The organism is Ornithinibacillus sp. FSL M8-0202, assembly GCF_037975285.1.
GTDB lineage: Bacteria > Bacillota > Bacilli > Bacillales > Amphibacillaceae > Ornithinibacillus > Ornithinibacillus massiliensis.
In genome coordinates this window covers 1,641,592-1,663,853 of sequence record NZ_CP150248.1, presented here as the reverse complement: position 1 = coordinate 1,663,853, position 22,262 = coordinate 1,641,592, and the positions used below count along the sequence as shown (strand labels likewise).

Genomic DNA, 22,262 nt, shown 5'->3' with positions numbered 1-22,262 from the left:
AAGATGATGGCGTGACAGGAGCTCCTGTTATAGAGCTAGAGTATAAGCAATTAGTAAATTGCCGTACTTAAAGAGGTTAATATGGCGACATATTAACAAACTGGGGTGGCACCGCGAACAGGAAATGATTCAAAATCTCGTCCCCAAGGCTAAAAGTCTTGGGGACGAGATTTTTTTATTTGTTTAAGTAATGATTAGGGGAGGTTTCGGTATGGAGCGTAGAAAAATAGTAGATTATTGGAAGTATCCTGCTATTCTTTTATTTGGCATTGGAATTTCTAGTATTGGATCATGGATATATTTTATTGCCCTAAATGTCATCGTATTTAATATGACAGGTTCCCCTCTTGCTGTAGCAGCACTTTATATCATTAACCCATTAGCGACGTTGTTTACGAACCTTTGGGGTGGGAGTGTAGTGGACCGGGTAAATAAAAAGCACTTTATGATTGTGTTGGATTTAATTCAAGGGGTGCTTATTACTTGTTTAGCATTTTCAACGAATACATTATGGGCAATCTATTTGTTTGTGTTTCTAATCAATATGGTTAGTTCTTTATATGACCCGACCTCTATCGGTTATATAACAAGATTAATTCCTAGAGAACAAAGACAACGGTTTAATTCGTTAAGAAGTTTGTTAGACTCTGGGGCCTTTATCCTTGGACCAGCTATTACGGGGATGTTGTTTATACTGGGAACACCACTATATGCCATTTTCATTAATGGATTATCGTTTTTCTTCTCTGCTCTCGTTACGTTGTGGATGCCTAATGTGGAGAAGAACAAGCCATTGGACCATGTATCTAATCAAAAATTATCATTACATGTCATAAAGAAGGATTTCATGGTAGTCATCCGGTTTAGTAGGCGATACCTGTATGTAATGATCGTATATTTTCTTTTTACTGCATTCGTAGTCCTGCAGACGGCAGTTGATTCACTAGAAGTAGCATTCGCAAGGGAAGTGATTTCACTATCGGAGGGAGCGTATGGCTTTCTTGTCAGTACGGCAGGGGCGGGGATTTTGATCGGTGCATTGTGTAATGCGGTATTCGCAAAGAAATTATCTATTCGCTTCATTATCGGTCTTGGTTCTGTCATGGTGTCAGTGGGTTATCTTATCTTTGCTTTCTCTAGTAACTTCACAATGGCATCGGTTGGTTTCTTTGTATTAGCATTTTCCCTTGCCTTTGCTAACACAGGTTTTCATACTTTCTACCAAAATAATATTCCAGTAGAGATTATCGGCAGAATCAGTAGTATATATGGGTTTTTAGAAGCTTTGTTGGTCATTGTACTTACTGCGATATTTGCGGTAGGAGCTCAAGTCTTATCGATAAAGTTAGTCGTTATTTCGGGTGCTAGTTCTATGTTTATTTTAACGATTGTATTATTCATAATTTGTTTAGCCCCTAGTAAACGTAAGCATTATGACGTGGCACCATGAACGGTTTCATAATACGCATTGTACCAAGATGCTTCCAGTGGGTATAATAAATTAAAATAAGGACTTAATTAACGTTCAATATAGTCTAGGATAAGGAGGAAAGCAATATGGCAGATGTAGTTAGCGGTAAGATGGAGTTAACACCCGAACAGCAGGAAGGCTTGCTTAGAGTACTAGAAGGTAGATTTATCAAATATATGAACCGCCACGAAGGTTTGGAGTGGGATAATGTTCGAGCAAAGCTAGAGGGAAATCCAGAAAAACTATGGTCACTTCATGAAATGGAAAGAACAGGTGGTGAGCCAGATGTTGTAGGGTATGATGTCGAAAAGGATCAATATATTTTCTATGATTGTTCAGCAGAAAGTCCTAAAGGTCGGAGGAGTCTCTGTTACGACCGGGAGGCACTAGAGGCTAGGAAAAAACATAAGCCAGTAAATAGTGCTGTAGATGTAGCGGCTGCTATGGGGATTGAGATTTTAACAGAAGATCAATACCGAGAATTGCAGAAGCTGGAACGTTTTGATCAGAAAACATCGAGCTGGGTGCAAACTCCTGCTGATATTAGAAAACTTGGTGGTGCACTATTTTGTGATTTTCGTTTTGGCCATGTCTTTGTGTATCACAACGGGGCGGACTCTTACTATGGATCAAGGGGATTTCGGGGTTCGTTGAGGGTGTAAGGTTTAGTGTAATGGTATAATCGGATTACTGTATGTGCTTAAATAAGGGCTTTTCTAGAGGAAACGGCTAGCTTATATTTGGAGCGGAATCGAATGGGATTTCGCTCCTTTTTTATACCAGTTCCTGAGAGGGAATGTTCCTCCCATTAGATTGCGGAGGAAGGGAAAAATAAAGGTAATAATAGGAAAAAGACTAAATACAACTCAATTTTTAAACATTTATATTACATCTATATAAATAATTAGGAGAAATGGACCACCCTAAATGGCAGTTTTGTAACGGGACGGTTACGAATGAATAGTAGATTACAATAGATAGTCCAAATGGATTGCAATCCTGTAATAATAAAGAAATACATGATAGTTTTGTAGGATTTTAGAAAATAATTACAAACGCTTTCGCCTTTTTGGTTAGCGTTTTCTTTACGTGTGTCGTAGCGGGGTAGTGAGTCATATGCCCCTGTTTTATTCGCCAATAATCGCGCATTGACGGCAAGTTTCGCATGCGGTTAGAGTGAAAGAGGCAAAAAACTACATGGAAGGTGGATTAAGGTTAGGCAACGTAAGAAATACAGCTTAGAAAAGGAGCGAACAGGATGTCAACAAAATCTATAAAAATCCATTTGATGATTACGCTATTACTAGTTGGGCTTTTCATAACACCTTTTGGTACGGCTATGGCTGAAACATCTCAGCCTTGGATGAATAAGTCGCTTACTGCAAATGAACGTACAGCATTGTTGCTCGAGCATATGACGTTAGAACAAAAGGTTCAATTTATTACAGGAAATCTCAATAATTACTATGGTTTTTACAATGAAGAAATGCAGGAATTAGGTATTCCGGCTCTAAAAATGGCAGATGGCCCTGCAGGCGTTCGTATTGCGAATCCGGATATTCAAGATAAAAAATCAACTGCCTTACCAGCGCCAATTGCTTTAGCAGCGACTTGGGATATCAATGCTGCAAAAGAGTATGGAGAGCTTTTAGGAAATGAAGCATTTAACACGACACATAATATTTTATTAGGACCAGGCCTTGATATTGCCCGTTTCCCATGGGGAGAACGTAATTTTGAATCGTTAGGTGAGGATCCGTTATTACAATCTAAATTAGCCATTCCATATGTGAATGGCGTTCAAAGCTACCCTGTTATGGCAACAGCGAAACATTGGTTATTGAATAACCAAGAGACAGAGCGTTTTACGATTAATTCCATTGCAAGTGAACGAACACTTCATGAGGTGTATGCTCGTCCATTTGCAGAAGTTATTGAACATGCTGATTTAAGTTCTGTCATGTGTTCATTTAATCAGGTCAATGGGGTCAATGCTTGTGAAAGTGAAGCAGTACTGACAACGCTGTTGAAGGATCAATTAAACTTTAACGGCTTTGTGATGAGTGATTATGGTGCCAACCACACAACAGTTGAATCTGCTAATGCTGGATTAGACCTAGAGACACCTGGTGAACCAAATGGATACTGGGGAAGTCAGCTAATTACAGCTGTTGAAGAAGGAAAAGTTAGTGAAGCAAGAATTGATGATATGGCTACCCGTATTCTAACTGAAATGTTTAGTAAAGGGTTATTTGATCAGCCTGCTGGAAATAATCCACTTCCGGTTGAAGAGCATGGACAAATCGCTCGAGAGTTAGCAGAACAAAGCATGGTACTAATGAAAAATGAAGATAATGCTTTACCATTAGACGAGGATGCTTTAGATTCCATTGCAGTAATCGGACCAGACGCTGATAATGCTTCAGCAGCTGGTGGAGGAAGCTCTATGGTAAACCCTACTTATACAGTGAGTCCATTAGAAGGAATCAAAAATAAAGTAGGAGAAGATGTGGAAGTATCGTATGCACCAGGTAGTGATCCTATCAGTGCTGGTGATATATTACCAGGACCTTCCGCAGTACCATCTTCTTTATTAAGCCCGTTTGATAGCGATCAAAATGGGTTGACTGCAGAATACTGGAACAATATTAACTTTGAAGGGGAGCCTTCATTAGTTCGTACAGATAATCAAGTAAACTTAAATCTTGGATTCTATAATTATGAAGGATTTAATGCACAATCACCGAAACTAGAAACTACTCCAGGTGATTTTAACAGTGAAATGTCTGCACGCTGGACAGGTCAGTTCATCGTACCTGAAACAGGAGACTATACACTTTCTCTTTCAAGCTTAGGTACAGGTAAATTATATATCGATGATACGTTAGTCATTGATAATGAAAGCAAGAAATTAACAACATCTAAGAAGACACTTTCCTTTGTTAAAGGGGAAAAGCTTGATGTCCGAATTGAATATAGCACGGGTGATTCTGGTGGACAGCAAGACTTTGGTGGCATGATTCGCTTTGGTTGGGAAGCACCAACTAATGTAGTAGATGAGAAGATACAAGAAGCAGTAGAATTAGCGAAAAAATCCGATGTTGCTGTAGTGGTAACTCGTACGTATGATAGTGAAGGTTACGTGGATAATTCTAGTCTGGACTTACCTAATAACCAAGCACAATTAATTAAGGAAGTTGCGAAAGCAAATCCAAATACTGTTGTTGTACAAATGAGTGGTAGAGCCGTACAAATGGATACGTGGGATGACGAAGTACCTGCTATTGTTCAAGCATGGTTCCCAGGTCAAGAGCAAGGGAATGCTATTGCAAATGTATTATTTGGTGAGGTGAACCCATCTGGTAAACTACCAATCACCTTCCCTGTTAATGAAGATCGTACCCCTGTATCAAATGAAAACCAATTCCCAGGGGTGAATGGGGAATCGGATTACTCCGAGGGCATATTTGTTGGATACAAAGGTTATGAAAAAGAAGGTATTAAACCAGCATATGCGTTTGGCCATGGGTTATCCTATACGACATTTGATTATCGTAATGTAAAAGCGAAGGCGAAAAGAAAAGGAAAGGATAAAGACTTAACATTATCCGTTGACCTTAATTTACGCAATACTGGTGATGTAGCTGGAGCAGAAGTTGTTCAAGTATACGCTGGAGCATTACCAACGAATGTGGAAACTCCAACTAAACAGTTAGCAGGTTTTAAAAAGGTAGCGTTAAAACCTGGTAAACAAGAACGAGTGAAAATAGAGCTTGATCCGAAAGCCTTCTCTTATTGGGATGAAGACAAGGGTGAATGGGTAACACCTAAAGGAGAAGTCCCAATTTATGTAGGTAGCTCTTCAGAGGATATACAACTAAAAACAACGATTACGATTAAGTAATATAATCTGAAGTTGGGGTATCTCATACCCCAGCTTTTCTTTATATGCTAGGGAGAATAAGGAAAACAAGGGAGACAATCAGCTTTTAAAAGGGAATCTTTTCTTATAGCTATCATTCTTTAAGATAGGAGGGGTTATAATGCGTAATAAAAAGATAGAGATACTAATGCTATTAACCGGTATCTTAGTAGTGATCATTTTAATCGTTATGCTAAATGCTCCTTCGGCAAATAGTGTTGATATATGGTTAACCACATCAGATCAAAGGAACTTACTCACTCAACAAGAACCATTAGTGTTAGAGGACATCAAGGAAACAGATGTACCTATTATTCAAGTTGATCCCAATGTTTCGTTTCAGACAATGGAAGGTTTTGGGGCGGCGGTTACTGGGTCTTCTGCTTACTTGATCAATCATGAAATAAGCTCAGAGCAAAGAGAAGCACTCCTGTATGACTTATTTTCTAGTGAGGGTATTCGCTTAAGCTTTATTCGTCATGCCATAGGAGCTTCTGATTTTTCAGTTGATAGGGACGGTAACCCGCTAAGCTACACCTATAATGATATGGAGTCAGGAACGGATTATGAATTAGAGCATTTTTCTATAGACAACGATGCGGATGTTATCAGTCTGATACAAGATATTCGTACGATTGATAATCAGGTTAAAATAATGGGTACGCCTTGGACTGCACCAGCTTGGATGAAATATAGTAATCAGTTAAACGGTTCCTATTTGAATTATGAAGATGAGCGTGTTTATGAAGCATACGCGAACTATTTTGTAAAATACATTCAAGCCTATAGAGACAACCAAATTCCAATTGATGCTATTACGATTCAAAATGAACCAGAGCATACCTCGGAATCCTACCCTACTATGAGTATGAATGCCGAGGAGCAAGCGATGTTTATTAAACAATATTTACACCCGGCATTTTCACAACACGATATTCACACCAAAATTTTAGCGTACGACCATAACTGGGAGAACGCCTTTGATTATTCAAACAAGGTTCTTCGTGATGAAGAGGCTAATGCGTATACGAGTGGTATCGCGTTTCATTGCTATGAGGGAGACCCTGAAAGTATGTCGAGGGTGCATGATGCATATCCGGACAAGCATATCTATTTGACAGAGTGTAGTGGTGGTGATTGGAGCGCAGATTTTGGCGATAACCTAAATTGGTATATGTCGAATCTTATTATTGGTGGACCTCGGAATTGGGCGGAAGCAGTGCTACTATGGAATATGGCACTTGATCCTAATGGCGGACCAACGAATGGGGGATGTGTAGTGATTGTCGCGGTGTTGTGACAGTAAATAAAGAAGCAAATGAGGTGTCAAAAAACGTCGAATATTATGCGCTTGGTCATGCTAGTAAATTTGTAAACCCCGGTGCAGTCCGAATAAGTACTACACATTATCAAGGGAAACTAGAAACAGTTGGGTTTCGAAATCCTGATGATTCAATGGTTCTAATCGTATCCAATACAAGTGATCATTCTGAAACGTTTCAAGTCAATTACCAAACCGAATCCTTCACTTACACAATGGAACCGAATAGTGCTGCCACGTTTACATGGTAGGACAGGGACGAGAGATTTTTTGAATTATTTTAAAAAAAAGATTGACATCTAATTCATTAGGTACTATAGTATTTATCATAACTTACAACTACATAAATATTGAATTTTCTTCTTATCCAGAGAGACCGAGGGATCAGGCCCTATGAAGTCTCGGCAGCGGGTTAATGTAAATTAACACTGTGCCAATTCCTGCAAATGTACGTACATTTGAAAGATGAGAAGGAAGTCGTTTCAGTTTATATTTTGAGACCTTCCTTTTTTCTATGGATAAGAAAAAAGGAAGGTCTTTTTCGTTGTGAATGAATAAAGGAGTGGCGTGAGTATATGATTGAATTTCGGAATATATCAAAAACCTTTAAAATTGGCAATCGTGAAGTAAATGCCGTTAAAAATGTATCTCTTTCCATTCAACAGGGAGAGATATTCGGAATTATAGGCTTTAGTGGTGCGGGGAAGAGTACCTTGTTACGACTAGTGAATTTATTGGAGACGCCGACAAATGGTGTAATTGAAGTGCAAGGCATCAATATCGGATCACTCTCCCAAAAGGATGTCAGAAAGCTTCGAAGTAGAATTGGCATGATTTTTCAAAACTTTAACCTATTCGCTTCTAGAACAGTCGCAGGAAATGTGGCATATCCATTGAAGCTTGCTGGTTGGTCTAAAAAAGAAATCGATAAAAGAGTAAGCGAGCTACTTAGCTTTGTTGGCCTTACCGATAAGGCGAAAGATTACCCAGAGCAGTTATCTGGTGGGCAGAAGCAACGAGTTGGGATTGCGAGAGCACTAGCTACCTCTCCAGATATATTAATTTGTGACGAGGCAACATCTGCCCTAGATCCTGATACAACAAGTGAGATTCTTCGTCTTCTCAAAAAAGTAAATAAAGAATTGGGGATTACGATTTTGCTGATCACCCATGAAATGCATGTTATACAGGAGATTTGTGACAAAGTTGCGGTGATGGAGAATGGTGAAGTGATTGAAACGGATTCAGTCTTTAATGTATTTACCAATCCACAGCATCTTACGACACAGCGCTTCATCCAATCCGTACAGCAAGACAGACCATCGGCTTCATTATTAAGGGAATGGAGAAGAAAAGGTGGAAAACATTTATATCGCGTTATCTTTAAAGGCGAAGTTGCCAGTGATCCAGTCTTATCTCGAGTAACTAGAAAATTTGATGTGGATGTCAATATTGTATACGGATCTGTCCGAGAACTTCAGGAGAAATTATACGGAAACTTGCTTGTCTCGTTTGAGGGACAGGAGGAAAATATATCTTCTGTTCTTTCAGCACTACAGCAAGATGTAACAGTAGAGGAGTTGAATGTAAATGAAGGTTGATTGGAGTACATTTTGGCCGCGAATAATGGAAGCTACTGGGGAAACAGTTTTAATGGTTATTATGACACTTGTTCTAGGTTCCATCCTGGGTATAACGATAGGTTTACTTTTATTTGTAACAAGAACAGGTAATATTTTGGAAAATAAGATTGTGTTTAATTTACTGAATGTCTTGATTAATATTATTCGCCCTATTCCGTTCATCATCTTCTTAGTGGCAATTAGTCCATTAACTAGAGCGGTAGTTGGGACAACAATTGGGACGTGGGCAGCAATTTTCCCAATGACGATTGCTTCAGCATTTGGAATTGCAAGGGTAGTAGAGAACAACTTAGTGAGTATTGATTCCGGGGTAATTGAAGCGGCTAAGGCAATGGGAGCAAGTCCTTTACGAATTATTTTCACCGTACTAATTCCAGAGGCGTTAGGACCACTAATTTTAGGATTAACCTTTGTAACCGTAAGTTTGATCGACTTCTCAGCAATGGCAGGAACTGTTGGTGGAGGCGGTTTAGGTCATGTGGCAATGACCTATGGATACCAACGATTTGATGGCAGTGTCATGCTAGTGACCGTCATTATACTGATTATTCTAGTACAGATCGCACAGTGGATTGGCAATACAGTATCAAGAAAGATTATGAGACGATAGACTACTTCAAAGTAAAAATATAAAAGGAGATGGAATGATGAAAAAATGGTTTAGTATGTTAATCGTATTAATTGCAGTAAGTACATTAGTAGCTTGTGGAAGTGATACTACTTCAGGTAATGGAGATGAAGTAGTAGTTAAAATTGGTGTAACAGGAACAGATGGTGAAGTATGGCCAATTCTAAAAGAGAAGGCGAAAGCAGAAGGTATTGAAATTGAATTAGTGGAGTTCTCTGATTACACATTGCCGAATCAGGCGTTAGCAAATGGTGACATTGATCTTAATTCATTCCAGCATATTGCATTTTTATCTCAATTTAATGAAGAGAATGACCTTGATTTAGTACCAATTGGGGCTACAGTGATTGCCCCGATGGGATTATATTCCGAAAAGCTGGAAGATGTAAGTGAAATTAAAGAAGGCGATAAGATCGCTATACCAGATGATCCTTCCAACCAGGCGCGTGCACTGAAATTATTAGATTCAGCAGGATTAATTACGTTAGCAGATGACTTTGGCCTATTTGGTGACCCAAGTAAGATTGTCGATAATCCAAAAAACTTAGAAATTCTACCAATCGTCGCGCAACAAACCCCACGCGTATTACCGGATGTAGCAGCATCTGTTATCAATAATGGGGTTGCAGGGCAAGCAGGATTTGACCCAGTGGAAGATCCAATTTACTTAGAGGACGCAAATGATCCCAATGCATTACCATACGTAAACATTTTCGCCGCACGTTCAGCTGAACAGGATAATGAAACTTATCAGAAGATAGTGGAGCTATATCACGAAGAGGATGTAGTGAAGGCGGTCGAAGCGGATACAAACGGTGGTTCCATTGTAGTTGATATAGAAAAAGCTGAGTTGTTAGAGCAATTTGAAGGACTATAAAGAGCATCTCCATGAGCTAGATGAAGAAGGAAAGTGGGAGAAGGTAATAGAGGGAATGTCTCAGTGACCTAAATGAGGAAGGGAAGTGGGAAAAGGTAACAGAGGGAGTATCTCAGTGACCTAAATGGAGAAGGAAAGTGTAAAAAGGTAACAGAGGGGGCCCTCAGTGACCTTAATGAGGAAGAAAAGCGAGAAAAGGTAACAGAGGGAGCCTCTCAGTGACCTAAATGGAGAAGGAAAGCGTAAAAAGGTAACAGAGGGAGCCTCTCAGTGACCTAAAAGAGGAAGAAAAGCGAGAAAAGGTAACAGAGGGAGCCTCTCTGTGACCTAAAAGAGGAAGAAAAGCGAAAAAAGGTAACAGAGGGATCTCCTCAGTGACCTAAAAGAGGAAGAAAGCGGGAAAAGACAAACAGAGGGAGTAGATGATATTGAGTAAAACGTTAACTGGAGTTGAATTAATCCAAGCATCCATTGAATCAAACGAGGAGCTATATATTGAAACTAGTCAGGCTATACATGCAAACCCAGAAATAGGAAATCAGGAGTTTTTTGCAAGTGAAAAACATGTAGATATTTTGACCAATGCGGGATTTACCGTGGAAACGGCAGTTGCGGGGCATGAAACTTCTTTTTACGCTGTGAAGGATAGTGGAATCCCTGGTCCAGCTATTGCCTTTCTTGCTGAGTATGATGCGCTTCCGGGCTTAGGGCATGCTTGTGGTCATAATATTATTGGAACAACTAGTGTAGCGGCAGCAATCGCACTTTCGAAAACGTTAGATGAAACAGGCGGCCGTGTCGTTGTGCTCGGAACCCCTGCTGAAGAAGGCGGACCTAACGGTAGTGCGAAAGGTAGCTTTGTTAAGCATGGTTATTTAAACGGAATCGATGCTGCACTAATGATCCATCCAGCAGGAAAAACATCCTTAACAGGAGAATCACTCGCTGTTGATCCATTAGATTTTCACTTTTATGGAAAAGCTGCCCATGCATCAGGGTCTCCTGAAAAAGGAATTAATGCATTAGATTCTGTTATCCAGCTGTTTGTTGGTATTAATGCATTACGTCAGCAGCTTCCTTCAGATGTGCGAATTCACGGAATCATAACCCATGGTGGAGATGCGCCTAATATAATCCCTGATTATGCATCAGCGAGATTCTTCATCCGTGCGGAATCGTGGAAGAAAACAGAAGAGGTATCGACTAAGGTACGGGCAATTGCAGAAGGTGCAGCACTTGCTACTGGTGCAACGGTGAAAATTGAACGTTTCCAAAATGAAGTGAAAGACTTCGTGTCCAATCCCTTGCTAGATAGTGTCTTAAAAGAAGAGCTTGAAGCGGTAGGAGAGAAGGTTTGGACAGTAAGAGGAAAAGGGAAAGGTTCAACAGATGCTGGGAATATCAGTTATGAAGTGCCAACTGCTCACCCTTATATAAAAATTGGCCCAGACGACCTCATTGCGCATACGAATGAGTTTAGGGAAGCTGCGAAGTCTCCAGAGGGTGATGCAGCACTTATTAAAGGTGCAAAGGCCCTTGCGAATACAGGATATCGGTTGTTAACAGATAAAGACTTATTACAGGAAGTAAAAGAAGCATTTGAACAAGCGAAAGCAAAGAAAGAATAGTAGAATCATGAAAACGACATAAGCGAGGGCTAGTGATTAGCTATCGCTTATGTCGTTTTATTAAGTGGATGTTTTTAATCTAAATGAATTATATCCGTTAGGAAGCCTTCTCGTCCTGTCCGCTGAAAAAAATAATCAATGCCATAGTGGGAGGCAATTCCCATCACAATGGTCCAACCAACTATACTAAAGGTCATCCAAACCGTAATTTTCCTACGTGTTCCACCAAAGCTCATCGCTAAAATTGCGCCAAGATGGCTACCAATTAAGAATGGGGATAGTAATGCAAGACCAGGAAGACCGTATTTCTTCCAAACGTTTGCTGCTCGTTTCTGTCTCTTTTCTGGTATGTTTTTCCCCTTTTTTTCTCTACGCTTTTGTAGCCATACTTTTACACGGTCCATCATAATGATTAAAAGCCAGATGGTAAGAATATTCCCAGCAAATGCTACGATGGTAACTGGAAGTGCTGGAAGTCCTGCTGCAACACCAATTGGTATGACACCAACTACTTCAAAAAACGGTGTAGCTCCAAGTAAAAAAAGAATGATATAAGCAACATAAACACTCAAGATAGTACCTCCTCTGTCTCCCGTTTATAATATTTTCTTTCTTCCCACCAAAAGATTCCATATTGAAACAGCCCGAAGACTAGGAGAAGCAGTACAGGTAGCCCGGGAATGGAGGGAGTTATGATACGTGATGTGAAAAATACAAATTATCATTCACATAAGGTACAGAATACAATTAGTATACAATATTTTCTAAAAACTCACACTCACTTGTTTGTTGTAAATGTGCTAGTTTTTTCGAGAAGAATCAAATTGACTTTCATAGTAAGGTTCGTTATTATTAAACATAATTTAATAGTAAATTCGATGACGAGAAAGAGTAGTTATGTAAATCTTATCTACAGAGAGTTGACCATGTGCTGAAAGTCAACGTTAAGACCATAATGAAAATCCTCTCCGAGAAGCAAAGTTGAAAGCAATCTTAAACTTTGACGGCATTCTACCGATATCCAGGACGCGTATGATAGTACGTAGTGTCAGAATCTAATAAAAACCACTACTATGGTTTTTTTTATTTGGTTAAAAATTAGATAATGTAGATATAAACTCGCCCCTATGTACTAGATGGGGCGAGTTTTTTTATATAAAAGGGGTGATGGTGTTGAAGGAAACCAGTGTGGAAAGAGAAGGAAGGGTTCGGCAAAAATGGGAGGAGGATGGTACGTTTCAGCGGTCCATAGCTAACCGAGAGGGAAGAGAAACCTACGTTTTTTATGAAGGGCCGCCGACTGCGAATGGCTTGCCACATGCAGGGCATGCGCTTGGAAGAACGATCAAAGACTTTGTAGCAAGGTATAAGACAATGTCTGGGTATCAGGTCTTGAGAAAAGCAGGGTGGGATACCCATGGTTTACCAGTGGAATTAGAGGTAGAAAAGCAGTTACACATTCGCGGAAAGGATCAAATTGAGGAATACGGTGTCGAAAACTTCATTCAGAAGTGTAAAGAAAGTGTCTTTACCTATGAAAACGAGTGGAAACAATTCACAAAAGCACTAGGTTATTGGGTGGATATGGATGATCCGTATGTCACGTTAACGAATGACTATATCGAATCCGTTTGGAATATTTTGTCCACCATCCATGAAAAAGGATACTTATATAAAGGGCATCGGGTTGTTCCGTATTGCCCCCATTGTGAGACTTCTCTTAGCTCCCATGAAGTTGCCCAAGGATATAAGGATGTCTCGGATTTATCCGTTACAGCAAAATTTCGCTTAATGGGTAAAACAAATGAATATTTTCTAGGATGGACAACGACTCCGTGGACATTGCCGGGTAATGTTGCACTGGCGGTTAATCCGAAAATGAATTATGTAAGAGTAAAAAAGGGGACGGAAATATATATTCTGGCAGAAAGCTTGGTAACTACTGTGCTTCAGGAGGATTATGAGATTCTAGAAGTAGTTGCTGGTAAAGACTTAATTGGCCTTTCCTATGAGCCTCCATTTGATTATGTCACCGTAAAAAAAGGACATAAAGTCCTTGGTGCTGATTTTGTTACAGATTCAAGTGGAACGGGCATTGTCCATCTAAATCCTGCCCATGGAGAAGATGATTACAAGGTAATTCATGATCATGGTTTTGATTATGTGAATGTAGTAGATTCAAAAGGACGCTATAAGGAAATGGTTTCCTCGCTTGCTGGGAAATTTGTCAAAGATTGTGATGTCGATATTATCAAGATGCTTTCCCAGAAAAACCGATTATTTGCTAAGCAGAAATATGAACATAGCTATCCCCACTGCTGGCGATGTGACAGTCCACTGCTTTACTACGCAATGGAAAGCTGGTTTATCAAGACAACAGCGGTAAAGGAAGCAATGCAAGCCAATAATCAAGAAGTAGAGTGATTTCCCTCTCATATGAAGGATGGAAGGTTCGGAAACTTCTTAGACAATATGGTGGATTGGAATATAGGAAGAAACAGGTATTGGGGAACACCGTTAAATGTATGGATCTGTAAGGCTTGTGGGAAAGAGAAGGCGCCAAGCTCTATTAAGGAATTAAGAAAGCTTTCAGCAGAAGAAGTGCCTGCTGACATCGAATTGCATAAGCCCTATGTTGATAAAGTACAATTAGTCTGCTCCTGCGGCGGAAGGATGGAACGAACAAGCGAAGTCATTGATGTATGGTTTGATAGTGGTTCCATGCCATTTGCCCAGTATCATTATCCCTTTGAGAACAAAGATATGTTTAATAAGCAATTTCCTGCTGATGTTGTAATAGAGGGTGTGGATCAAACGAGAGGCTGGTTTTATAGCTTATTAGCAGTTTCTACATTGTATACAGGACAGTCCCCTTATAAACGTGTTCTTTCCTTAGGGCATATTTTAGATGAAAACGGACAGAAGATGTCTAAGAGTAAAGGAAATGCATTGAACCCAACAGAATTAATACAGGAATTTGGAGCGGATGCATTACGGTGGGCCCTGCTTGCAGATAGTTCTCCTTGGAATAATAAGCGATTTTCCAAAAAAACGGTAAGCCAAGCGAAATCAAAAGTGATCGATACATTGTTAAATGTCTATACCTTTTATACGATGTATGCGGAAATCGATCAATTTGACCCAAGTCGTGATGTAGGCGGTGTCCAGACAACGTTGGATAAATGGATCGTATCCCGATTGAATACGGTGGTAAAAGAAGTAGTTCAGAGCTTAGATGCGTATGATATTACTAGGGGTGCAAGGTCTATTACAGTATTTATTGATGAATTGAGTAATTGGTATGTACGGCGTTCTAGACAGCGCTTTTGGAGTAGCGGAATGACAGATGATAAACGGGCTGCATTTAGCACATTGTATGAGGTATTAACGAAATTATCACAGCTTATGGCACCTTATACACCGTTTGTTTCAGACGATATTTATACGAATTTAGTGAATGATAGTGTGCATGTATCCGATTATCCTAAGCCAGAAGAATCTCTAATTGATATACAATTGGAGAATGATATGAATGCGGTATTGGAAATAATCGAATTAACAAGGTCTGCTCGCAATACAACAGGAATCAAAACAAAACAACCACTAGCAAACTTGGTTGTCTTGCCGACCGAAAACGCTACCTTAACCGATCTACACCATTATTCCCCAATTATAAAAGAGGAAGTAAATGTGAAAGGGTTAGAGTTTAGGAAGGATTTTCATGATTTGTTACAGCTTCAGCTTAAATTACATTTTGCTGTGGCAGGACCAAAGCTAGGGAAGTCATTAGGTGAAGTGAAAAATATACTTGAAAAACTAGATGACCACCTAAAGGGAAGGTTTGTGGAAGAAGGAGAATTGCAGCTAACTTTACAATCAGGCGAACTGGTCAACCTTACAAAGGAAGACATTCTACTAGAGAAAACGGCTAAAGACGGATATGCCTTAGCGGAAGGAACTAATTTTATCATTCTTTTAGAAGCAACCGTAACGAAGGAATTAAAAGAAGAAGGATTGGTTAGGGAATTTATTCGGGTAGTTCAATCTTATCGTAAGGAATTAAATCTCCCTGTTGATCTACGTGTAGATCTCTATATTCAAACAGATTTATGGCTACAAGAAGTATTGGTGAAATTTGCTCCATTAGTAGAACGTAATCTTATTATAAAGGCGGTTCACTTTGAACATAAACCAATGATGAGAAGCTTTCAAGTGGAGGAATATGAGGTTAATTTATATATTCAATCCTAATTAATCAATCTACCCTAACCAATCATGGATTAACTGGATGATATGTTTCTCTTAAGAAGACAAACGGCTAATAGCGAGAGAGGCAAACCTAAAGCGCTCTGCTTTTAAGGTTTGCCTCTTTGTTTGTTAGCAGCTGAATCGGTTTTCGTTCATTGATTCTGGTCTTGAAATTGTTTGGTCATTAGTATAGATGCCATAAATAGTAGTTCGAGTATATTCATTATAGGAAAGCTATTTAACCACCCAGCTAAAATACCACCTAATACCATACTAAACGTACCAATAAAAAGCCATGGAAAGTGAAATTTCTTCCATAAAATAAAGCCGACAACACCAATAACTAATGTAATAACAATGACCATTAAGGCACTACCCGAACCTTCATACGTTAGCACCCCATTTTTCCAATTTGGACTAAGCTCAAGTCCCACTAAGGTGGTCAACAATTCATATAAAATTAATCCGACTGTCAAAATTGCCGCTAAGACCTTCCACCCGGTTTTTTTCGCTGTAGGTAATCCAGTTCGATAATATGTACTCCAAGCAAATAAAATAAGGGTAGGAGTGATGAAGGCATGTAGCCAATAACGTAGAAGGTTTAAGCTTTCTAAAGTATGTCCTTCTCCAATATATTTCCCCAATGCAATCATGACGTTATCATATACTAATCCAAGTAAAACAAGAAGTATGACATTAGCAAAAGTTAAAAATCCATATTTTCTTGCAAGGGAAATCCCCCAGACCAATAAAATAAAGTTTCCAAGTCCAACGAGAAAGTAAATGAACGTATTCAAGGAGATCACATCCTTTTTGAGTTATTTTTCCCCATTATGAGTTAGATACTCTTTAAATAGTTGGAATAACTTGGATTAGGCTTTGAAAAATATCCTAAAGTAGTATAGAGCATCCCATCTGTTACCTGAAAGAGGGAGAGGCGGAGAAAAAGGTAACAGAGGAAGGATATCAGTTACCTTAAAGAGGAGGAAGCAGAGAAAAAGGTAACAGAGGAAGGTTATCAGTTACCTTAAAGAGGAGGAAACGGAGAAAAAGGTAACAGAGGAAGGTTATCAGTTACCTTAAAGAGGAGGAAGCAGAGAAAAAGGTAACAGAGGAAGGATATCAGTTACCTTAAAGAGGAGGAAACGGAGAAAAAGGTAACAGAGAACACCTTTATTCCAAAAGTGTTCGAAATATTCACCATTAATTTGCTATTTGATTCAATTTTCGATTAACATATACACAACTGGAGGAAGTTATATGTTTACATACACTAAGGATAGCTTTGAAAAAAGAGATTGACCTTGATTCTATTAGAATTTCACAGCTTTCAATCCTATTATAGGTAGAATAATAAAAAGGTTACGAGGAGGAGTATAATGCTTGCAGAAAAAAGATACCACCGGGCGTTTGGTGTGTATGGAATATATGTAGATGATCATAAGCTCTTGCTCATAAACAAAAATGGTGGACCATATAAATATCGTTACAATCTGCCTGGAGGAAGCTTGGAGGAAGGGGAGAGTTTGACCGAGGCGATGGTACGAGAATTTAAAGAGGAAACAGGTATAGATATAGCGATTAGCGAAGCATTGGGGTTATTGATTTCTTCCTTCCGTGGGAGTGGAAGGAGTTTACCGGTGTTCATCATATAGCTGTTTATTATCTAGTGAGGAAAATAGGTGGGGAGATTTCAATCCCGGAAAGCTTTGAGGGGCAGGATTCTCTTGGAGCTGTTTGGGTAAGTAGGGAAGATATTTCACAGGACAATGCATCCCCACTAGTATGGAAAGCATTCGAATGGATCGAAACAAACCATCTTGGACTACAGTTCGTTCACTATGAGACTTGGGAAATTAAGGGGCCGAAGCAATGATAAAAGCAGTGTTACTGGATTTAGATGGGACGCTGCTTAATCGAGATGCTTCGGTACAACATTTTATAGGCAATCAATATGAACGGTTAATTCGACCTATAAGCAATATCGCAAAGGAAACGTATTGTACAAGGTTTATAGAGTTAGACGGTAAGGGTTATGTTTGGAAGGATAAAGTATATCAGCAACTTACACAGGAATGTAAGATTGATGATATCTCTTGGCAGGCATTACTGGAAGACTACATAGAAGAATTTCACAAAAGTTGCGTTCCTTTCCCGAATTTATTAATCATGCTAGAGATGCTAAAAAATGAATCTGTAAAACTTGGGATCATTACAAACGGTATCGGGAAATTTCAAATGGATAATATGAAGTCGCTAGGAATTGAACGCTATGTGGACTGTATCCTTGTTTCCGAATGGGAAGGAATAAAGAAGCCCAATCCTGCTATTTTTCAAAAGGCATTAGCCAAATTGAATGTATCGCCTCATGAAGCAATATACGTAGGTGATCATCCAGAAAATGATGTAATAGGTGCAAAAAATGTCGGAATGGTAGGTGTATGGAAGAAAGATGAAGCATGGACTAGTGAGGACGCTGATTTTGTAGTGGAGGATTTGGGAGAGATTCCGTCCATTTTGCAACGGTTAAATAGGACTGGCGAATGAAATCAGTATTTACTATAAAGTTCTCCTATAAATGCCTTAAGTACACTTACCTAGTTCCTCGCATAGAATAATTTAGAAATTCTATGAAAGGATGGGAGAAAATGTACTATATCCCATATCCATATTATGTACCCTATTATGTACCACCAAATTATGATGTCAGAATGCAGACAAATGGCTACTTGCCTGATGAAAGATGGGGAGTTTGGCAATCCCAAAAATTAAAAGCGAGAGTTTCGCTAAGAGACTATGGTCCGAACTCTTATGTCGTGGACATTAACGCGGCGACAACGCAAAATAAAAACTATCGAACAGCGCTTTGGACAGGCGAACACCTTCAGGTTACTTTAATGAGTATCGGGGTAGGGGAGGATATAGGGTTAGAGGTTCACCCGAATACTGATCAATTCCTACGTGTTGAACAAGGAAAGGGTGTAGTTCGAATGGGGAATCGAAGAGATAACGTAACAATAGAGAAAAAAGTAAGAGACGATTCTGCTATCATGATACCAGCTGGAACTTGGCATAATGTCATCAATACTGGTAATGTCCCATTAAAATTATATTCCATTTATGCTCCACCACATCATCCACGCGGAACCGTTCATCAAACAAAGGCTATTGCATTAGAAGAAGAACTGGACTGATAAAAAGACGCTATCTGATGTATGTTCACCTGCTCCGGAAATATATGTAGACTACTGTTGGTAGGAAAGGGTTGCTTGAGTGTACCTCCTTTTAAATGCAACCGGAACAAGCTTTCTAGGTAAACAATATATTTCTCGGAGCAGGCTATGAAATAATTTTATATATCTGAATGAATTTCATAATTCTTAGTCCATGTCTCCCAACGGTTTTGAGAGTTGAAAAAAGAAGCACCTCCCCAAATCTTGTATAATGGTAGTTGACTATACAACCATAAAAAGACTGAAGGAGTGCTTCTTATGACCATTATACGACAACCAAGTTTATTTGGCATCCAGGAATTATATGACATGGAGCCTACCCAAAAATATGATGCCATTATTGCAGCGATAGACTTGGATAAAATCTATCATGTAGTAACGAAAAAATCACGACTTGGCGCACCGGAAGAACTAAACTATGCCGCCATGATTATCTCTATTTTCGTTAGATATATTGAGCGTATTCCGATGGTAAAGGATCTTATTCAACGCCTCAAGGATGATATTACCTTTAAACTAAATTGCGGGTTCCTAGTTTCAGAGAAGCTGCTGAAAAACTCAAGGATTTTAAGTGATAATAAAATAAAAAAACAAAAAAGGGATACTTTTTATGTGTTTTGCCATAAAAAGTATCCCTTTTTTGCTCATATTCCTCTTATTTTTGGTCTATGAGCTTCATGATTCGTTTTAGATTTGTTACAAATATCGTGGTGGCTCCTTGGATTTCCATACCAAAGAGACCTGAGTCGGTGGCTCTATCGTACCCATGTCGATTCTTTAATTCGCTATTTTTAGCCTCAATCATATAACGGTCTCGAGCTAATTCTTTAAACAATTCGGTCTCTTGAAATGCCTTCTGCTCTTGATGCTCCGTCGATTTTATGCTCACCGTAAGTGTTTTTGATTTGGCACCTTCTTTGTAACAACCCTCTCGCAATGGACAAACCTTACATTTTTCGATATCAAATTGATACTGATATTCAGCGTTCCTGTCTTTTCTGTTCTTAACATATTTTTTTGTCGCTAAATGCCCAGCAGGACAAACATACATATCCGCATCTTTATTGAACTCAAAACCCGTGTCTTTTCGTTCGTTTGTCAACATTGGGTTAAGTTTGGAAACCAGTTGAAAATCTTTTTCTTTAGCTAAGATTAAGTTATCTTTCCCTGAATAAGCTGTATCACCAATGACCGTCTCAACTGTCAGACCTGCTTTTTCACTTTTTTCTACCAGATTTCTTAAATACTTTCCATCACTTTTGTCGCCAGATGTGACCTCTGCCGCCACGATTAAACGTTCTTCTGATATAGCGAGGTGTGTTTTGTAACCAAAGAAACTCGTGTCTTCTGATTTATGACCAGTTCGCGCATCGCGATCGGCGGAGTATTCCGTTGTCTCTTGGCAATCTTCCACTAACTCTTTCAAGTAGTTCAATTTTTTTTGCACGTCTGGAATGTTACGGACATCTTCCTTCTCTACGACTTCAATCAACTTCTCGCAATAAGCCATAGACACTTTTACATCATGCTTATCAGTTGGCTTTTCTGGGTATTTTTCTTTGAGACTTTCATCGAATTCATAAGTTGCTTTCCTAACAGCCTTCGCATGTTCATTTAGATATTGCGCGGCTGACCTCGAACGATGACGAGAATGGGAGTGTGTAGAGTCCACGATTAACGTGGCTTTCACGTCAATCAAATCATGTTCGACAGCGAGTTCGATTGTTTTTTGAATCAGTAAATCTAATAGATTGATATTTTTTAAACGTAACTTACGAAATTGAGTTAAAGAACTAGGATCAATTACAGGATCCTCGGGTGCCATATCTAAAAAGTATTTGAAAGACATATCATATTTAGAGCGTTTCACAACATCTCGATCAGATAATTTATACATCCGTTTCAACAAAAGGTATTTAAACATTCGGACAGGGCAGATTGCATTCCTTCCATTCGTTAAACAATAGTTATCCTCTAATTCCTTGTAAATAAATGAAAAATCAATTAACTCATTGATTCGGCGTAACTCATTGTCTTTTTCTATAATCAAATCATAAAGATTAGAATACGGACTTAATGGAAGGCTTTCTTGTTTTTCTAACATACAATCACCCACTATTTTTATTATGACACTAATTATAAAGTAAAATCGCCAACAAAACATTTTTGTTGGCGATTTTCAGAGACTTTTTCAGCAGCCTCGTTTCAGATAGGGTACCTTCTGAATCCTCTTATTCTCGACTCCTAACGAAATTAGTGGAGTCCAATATTTTGGAGGATGTATTTGAAAAAGTTGTCCTCCAAGCAATTGAAGAAGGTTTTATTACAGATGATACAGTCGCTATTGATGCCACTCATTTTGAAGCTCGTGATCAAGCACCATCAAAAGAAGAAAAGTCAAAACCAGAGCCGAAAAAACGTGGTCGCAAATCCAAAGAAGAGCGTGACCAATGGCTAAAAGAACAAGCTGAAAAGGAAGCTAGTCTGCCTCTTTATGAAAAGAAAATTGAAGCTCAATTAGACGCACCTTTAGATGAATTACGCTCTGAAATGCCTGTAGACCCGAAGTGGGGTGTGAAAAAGAATTCAGAAGGTAAGAATGTTTTTTGGTTTGGCTATAAAGGTAATTTAGCCGTTGGTACGTCGAGTCAGTATATTCTTCAGACTGCTTTTTCTTCCGGAAACTTACATGATAGTAAAGCAGCGATTCCTTTACTGAAAGGAATCCATGAAAATTTATCTCTTTCTTCCTTGTGTTATCAAACCATGGACGCTGGCTATGATTATGAACCCATCTACGAACAGGTACACCGCATGGGACAACGCTCAATCATCGCATACAACAAGCGAAATGAAAGAGAACCAATCGGTTTTGATAAACATTTTGCCCCTACTTGTTTCAGAGAGCATTCTTATCGTTACGACAGTTTTGATGCCAAATATGAAACCTTAAAATATACAAGACCAAAAGAATGTAGTGACTGTCCATTGGCTAACGAAGGCATCTGTCAAAAGGTTTTTAAAATGAAAATAACGACAGATCTTAGAAAATATTCGGCACCAGCTCGTGGATCGATGGCATGGAAAAATATTTTTAAACGTCGCACTGCGGTCGAAAGAGTTAATGCTTATCTTAAAGAATTCTTTCAACTAAACAATGTTCGATATCGTACTGGAAAGCGTGCAAAAGGTCATTTTGACATAGTTACGCTTGTTTATAACGCTTCAAAGTTAGCGGCAGATCGTATGAATGCACAATTAATTCAGCAGCAACAAGCCGCGTGATTATTG

At 39.0% G+C, this 22,262-nt stretch carries 15 protein-coding genes, 4 pseudogenes, 1 riboswitch and 1 other annotated feature (1 of these 21 running past the window's edge); of the genes and pseudogenes, 16 read left to right on the top strand and 3 right to left on the bottom strand.

The features are described 5' to 3' along the window. Positions 1-148: a binding site (T-box leader), on the top strand (it extends 119 nt beyond the left edge of the window). Positions 149-211: 63 nt separating this feature from the next. The 9 genes from MKY78_RS08625 to MKY78_RS08585 all read left to right on the top strand — a co-directional run bounded on the left by MKY78_RS08625 (position 212) and on the right by MKY78_RS08585 (position 11,490). Further along, complete coding sequence (locus MKY78_RS08625; RefSeq protein WP_339217414.1) at positions 212-1,450, top strand: MFS transporter; 1,239 nt, start codon at positions 212-214, stop codon at positions 1,448-1,450. A gap of 107 nt (positions 1,451-1,557) precedes the next feature. Continuing rightward, positions 1,558-2,133 carry a DUF4256 domain-containing protein gene (locus MKY78_RS08620; RefSeq protein ID WP_339217412.1) on the top strand — a complete coding sequence of 192 codons (576 nt, stop codon included), beginning with the start codon at positions 1,558-1,560 and terminating at the stop codon, positions 2,131-2,133. A 596-nt stretch (positions 2,134-2,729) separates the two neighbouring features. Further along, positions 2,730-5,375 carry a glycoside hydrolase family 3 C-terminal domain-containing protein gene (locus MKY78_RS08615; RefSeq protein ID WP_339217410.1) on the top strand — a complete coding sequence of 882 codons (2,646 nt, stop codon included), beginning with the start codon at positions 2,730-2,732 and terminating at the stop codon, positions 5,373-5,375. Positions 5,376-5,514: 139 nt separating this feature from the next. Further along, a complete protein-coding gene (locus MKY78_RS08610; protein ID WP_339217408.1) occupies positions 5,515-6,693 on the top strand; it encodes a beta-1,6-glucanase in 1,179 nt (392 codons plus the stop codon). Beyond that, entirely contained in the window at positions 6,690-6,965 is a 276-nt protein-coding gene (locus MKY78_RS08605) for a glycoside hydrolase family 30 beta sandwich domain-containing protein (RefSeq protein ID WP_339217406.1), read from the top strand. Before MKY78_RS08610 ends, MKY78_RS08605 begins: the two co-directional genes overlap by 4 nt. A gap of 109 nt (positions 6,966-7,074) precedes the next feature. After that, positions 7,075-7,186: riboswitch (SAM riboswitch) on the top strand. 103 nt (positions 7,187-7,289) lie between these two features. After that, positions 7,290-8,315, top strand: a complete 1,026-nt coding sequence (locus MKY78_RS08600) for a methionine ABC transporter ATP-binding protein (protein ID WP_339217404.1) — start codon at positions 7,290-7,292, stop codon at positions 8,313-8,315. After that, positions 8,305-8,967: a methionine ABC transporter permease gene (locus MKY78_RS08595; RefSeq protein WP_339217402.1), complete on the top strand. Its 663-nt coding sequence runs from the start codon at positions 8,305-8,307 to the stop codon at positions 8,965-8,967. The genes MKY78_RS08600 and MKY78_RS08595 overlap by 11 nt, the downstream gene beginning before the upstream one ends. A 37-nt stretch (positions 8,968-9,004) precedes the next feature. Further along, entirely contained in the window at positions 9,005-9,862 is an 858-nt protein-coding gene (locus MKY78_RS08590) for a MetQ/NlpA family ABC transporter substrate-binding protein (protein WP_339217401.1), read from the top strand. Between the two features lie 422 nt (positions 9,863-10,284). Next, positions 10,285-11,490, top strand: a complete 1,206-nt coding sequence (locus MKY78_RS08585) for a M20 family metallopeptidase (RefSeq protein WP_339217400.1) — start codon at positions 10,285-10,287, stop codon at positions 11,488-11,490. A gap of 74 nt (positions 11,491-11,564) precedes the next feature. Here the strand turns inward: MKY78_RS08585 and MKY78_RS08580 are convergent, their stop codons facing one another. Continuing rightward, positions 11,565-12,062 (bottom strand): small multi-drug export protein, encoded by a 498-nt coding sequence (locus MKY78_RS08580; protein ID WP_339217399.1) that lies wholly within the window; start codon positions 12,060-12,062, stop codon positions 11,565-11,567. 595 nt (positions 12,063-12,657) lie between these two features. Between MKY78_RS08580 and ileS the strand changes: the two are divergent. After that, positions 12,658-14,577, top strand: a pseudogene (gene ileS / locus MKY78_RS08575) (isoleucine--tRNA ligase); the annotation flags it as partial. A 27-nt stretch (positions 14,578-14,604) separates the two neighbouring features. After that, on the top strand, positions 14,605-15,741 hold the full coding sequence (locus MKY78_RS08570; RefSeq protein ID WP_339217868.1) for a DUF5915 domain-containing protein: 1,137 nt from the start codon (positions 14,605-14,607) through the stop codon (positions 15,739-15,741). Between the two features lie 149 nt (positions 15,742-15,890). Here the strand turns inward: MKY78_RS08570 and MKY78_RS08565 are convergent, their stop codons facing one another. Further along, on the bottom strand, positions 15,891-16,535 hold the full coding sequence (locus MKY78_RS08565; RefSeq protein ID WP_339217397.1) for a hypothetical protein: 645 nt from the start codon (positions 16,533-16,535) through the stop codon (positions 15,891-15,893). Between the two features lie 582 nt (positions 16,536-17,117). On the opposite strand from MKY78_RS08565, the pseudogene MKY78_RS08560 reads away from it, so the two are divergent. From MKY78_RS08560 to MKY78_RS08545, 4 genes and pseudogenes are all read left to right on the top strand, one after another. After that, positions 17,118-17,614: pseudogene (locus MKY78_RS08560) on the top strand (NUDIX hydrolase). Further along, positions 17,611-18,285 (top strand): HAD-IA family hydrolase, encoded by a 675-nt coding sequence (locus MKY78_RS08555; RefSeq protein WP_339217396.1) that lies wholly within the window; start codon positions 17,611-17,613, stop codon positions 18,283-18,285. The pseudogene MKY78_RS08560 and the gene MKY78_RS08555 overlap by 4 nt, the downstream one beginning before the upstream one ends. 101 nt (positions 18,286-18,386) lie before the next feature. Continuing rightward, positions 18,387-18,932 (top strand): cupin domain-containing protein, encoded by a 546-nt coding sequence (locus tag MKY78_RS08550; RefSeq protein ID WP_339217394.1) that lies wholly within the window; start codon positions 18,387-18,389, stop codon positions 18,930-18,932. Positions 18,933-19,229: 297 nt separating this feature from the next. Beyond that, positions 19,230-19,514, top strand: a pseudogene (locus tag MKY78_RS08545) (IS5/IS1182 family transposase); the annotation flags it as partial. Between the two features lie 112 nt (positions 19,515-19,626). Here MKY78_RS08545 and MKY78_RS08540 read toward each other — a convergent pair. Beyond that, positions 19,627-21,075, bottom strand: a complete 1,449-nt coding sequence (locus tag MKY78_RS08540; protein WP_339212374.1) for an IS1182 family transposase — start codon at positions 21,073-21,075, stop codon at positions 19,627-19,629. A 95-nt stretch (positions 21,076-21,170) separates the two neighbouring features. On the opposite strand from MKY78_RS08540, the pseudogene MKY78_RS08535 reads away from it, so the two are divergent. Continuing rightward, positions 21,171-22,256 (top strand): annotated as a pseudogene (locus MKY78_RS08535) (transposase); the annotation flags it as partial. Between the last annotated feature and the right edge of the window lie 6 nt (positions 22,257-22,262).